Consider the following 1,784-nt stretch of genomic DNA (forward strand, 5'->3'; position numbering starts at 1 on the left):
TACCGAACGGCGAGGGCGAATTGTGGTAGTTGGTTTCTTCCGTGAAGAAGCACAAGGCAGGCTCAATAAAAGTGTAAAAACTTTCTTCACTGGGAAAGTCGCCCGCATTGCCCGGCATTCCTGCCCAGTAGAATGTTGCTACGTCCGTAGTGTTGTGGCGTGGCTTACACTCCATCAATGCCAATGCACTACCGCAATCATTCTTTAACTGCTTCAGTTCCGCAGGGTCTTCCGACCACGCCATAATGTTGTAGTGCGCACGGATGGAGGACAATCCGAAGCTGTGGGCTTCGTTCAGGTACTTTTCTATCCACTCTTTATTGATTTGGTTGGCACGACTGTACCTTGCCAGTGAGTGCATATTCCTTGCAGACTTCTCAAACTTTTGCAGGTTGTCTTCGCTGTTATCCAAAAAAATGTACTGGTTGTATATGTGGTTGCAGCTTAATAGCAAGCCCACAGGTGCGGCGAATGACAGACGGCAGTCGCTACGGTCGGTAGATAGCTTTTCAAAACGGGTATCTGCCGATACCGTTCCGGGCAGGTCATCCGTATCTGAAAGGGTATGCAGGCTTAACCTTTTGTTGCCAATGCGCACCTCTTCGTTTCCGAGTGCGATGTCCTGCATTGGTGTTCCTGCTCCCCTCGATAACGTGAGGTACTGTTCCAGTAATCCCTGTGTATCTTCCGTTCCGATAATGTCCTCTTCGGTCAAACGCCGCAGGCTGACAAAACCGCTATCGTTCACGATACGTTCAAACTGGGCGACCGCCTCCATAAAGCGGTGTATCGTTTCCTTGTTCCTGATTTCCTTTGGTATCAGTGTACCTTTGCAAAGCGAACTAAAGTTGCTTTGCATCCGCATTCTTTCCTTAGTAGTCTTTGTCAGAAACAGGTAGCAATAATGGTTCAGGAACGGTCGCTCGTTGAAATGACGTTGATAAGACTTCGATAAAAAACTCTGGTCTTCGATTGCCAAATCAGGTGCATAGCTTTCCTTAATGTACCAATCCTGTTTGTGAATGACCGTAAAATCAGGGAGGGTTTTAATCGCCTTGTGCCAGGCGGAGTGAATGGCTTCGTATTCCGCAGAAGCTACCGTGAACAGTTCCGGCAAACGCACTTCAAAACAAGCGGTAATGTCCGCATCTTTGGATAAGATGCAGTTGTTCTCTACTGCCAACAAGGGAAATTTGTTTTCCAGTGTGGTGGTCTTTGCTACATTTCTCATACGGCATTCTGTTTAGGTGTGAATTTTAAATAGCGGTTTACAGGCTTGCGGCAGATGATGTAGCGGGGATGCCTTTTATTGGCTGCAATTTTCATCAGTCCGTGTTCGCCGTACTTCCTGTTCAGCGAAAAGGTCTGCCATACAATGAGCGAAGCACCGCCTGCTCCGAGGAACAGGCAGATGTAAGAGTTTACGCCTGCCATATACAGTATCATCACGAGGATAAGCGTACCGAGCAGCCCACCTGCGAAAATGAACAGGTATTGCGCTTTTAGCCCTTTAAATTCCACCGTCCTGCCGATGCCTTTGTTGATATTGTAATTCATAAGGCAACGGATTAAAGGAAGAATGAACGCAGGATAGTAGCGGCAACAATCAAGAAGATACACGCACCAAACCACGAAGCTGCGGTCTTACTCGTGTCGGGGTCGCCGGAACTGAATTTGTTGTACACCTTAACGCCCCCGATTAACCCGACTACCGCACCGATGGCGTAGATTAATTGCGTTGCGGGGTCGAAATAACTTGTTACCATTTGGGTAGCCTCGTTGAT

Annotated in this window: 3 protein-coding genes; all 3 read right to left on the reverse strand. The window is 47.9% G+C overall.

Annotated elements, in window-relative coordinates; genetic code table 11:
• Positions 1–1,231 (reverse strand): TraG family conjugative transposon ATPase (locus tag BGP15_RS11110; RefSeq protein ID WP_286769544.1); only part of this gene is annotated, 1,231 nt, incomplete at its 3' end.
• Positions 1,228–1,557 carry a DUF4133 domain-containing protein gene (locus tag BGP15_RS11115; protein ID WP_013632619.1) on the reverse strand — a complete coding sequence of 110 codons (330 nt, stop codon included), beginning with the start codon at positions 1,555–1,557 and terminating at the stop codon, positions 1,228–1,230. The genes BGP15_RS11115 and BGP15_RS11110, both read right to left, overlap by 4 nt.
• An 11-nt stretch (positions 1,558–1,568) precedes the next feature.
• Positions 1,569–1,784, reverse strand: a 216-nt coding sequence (locus tag BGP15_RS11120) for a DUF4134 domain-containing protein (protein WP_286769545.1), incomplete at its 5' end; no start/stop codon positions are given.

This window comes from Sphingobacterium sp. 40-24, from assembly GCF_001899705.1.
GTDB classification, from domain to species: domain Bacteria; phylum Bacteroidota; class Bacteroidia; order Sphingobacteriales; family Sphingobacteriaceae; genus Sphingobacterium; species Sphingobacterium multivorum.

Excerpts from the sequence above, each read along its gene's own strand:
- BGP15_RS11115 (WP_013632619.1), bottom strand. The coding sequence starts at position 1,557 with ATGAATTACAATATCAACAAAGGCATCGGCAGGACGGTGGAATTTAAA.